General features: G+C 49.0%; 1 pseudogene. It reads left to right on the top strand.

From position 1 onward, the window contains the following. Positions 1-398: pseudogene (locus Q1A70_RS20500) on the top strand (hypothetical protein); the annotation flags it as partial.

Below are 398 nucleotides of genomic sequence, written 5' to 3'. Positions count from 1 at the left end.
ACTGAACAAGCCAACGCGCCTAAGGTTCAACTGCAAGCATGGGCGACCGTTTCAGCGCGTCAACCGGCTCGCGTTCTTGTCCCTAAAATCAAAAAGCAAACCATGCAAGCCAGCTCAACAGAAAATGAATTTCTTGATCTGATTTCGGGCCCTCTTCAACTCGTTCGCCGCATGCACTTCCTAAGCGGTGAAATTCATACGCTGCAAATCTACCGTGACTTTGTGAAGGTCTTTGATTCTTCGCGTGGTTTGGAAGAGATGCGAGCAAAACGTAACCGCCGTTTCTGGCAAGCGGACTGCTTCCATTTCGATCCAATCATGCGCGGTTTTTACATCGATGAACTGTTCCCAACAGCGCACAGCTCAGAGCTTAAGTTCACAGTGAAAACCAATCAGCC

The sequence above is a fragment of the uncultured Vibrio sp. genome, assembly GCF_947488985.1.
Taxonomy (GTDB): domain Bacteria; phylum Pseudomonadota; class Gammaproteobacteria; order Enterobacterales; family Vibrionaceae; genus Vibrio.
Note: the sequence above shows the minus strand (reverse complement) of the source record. Positions and strands in the feature narration are given on the sequence as shown.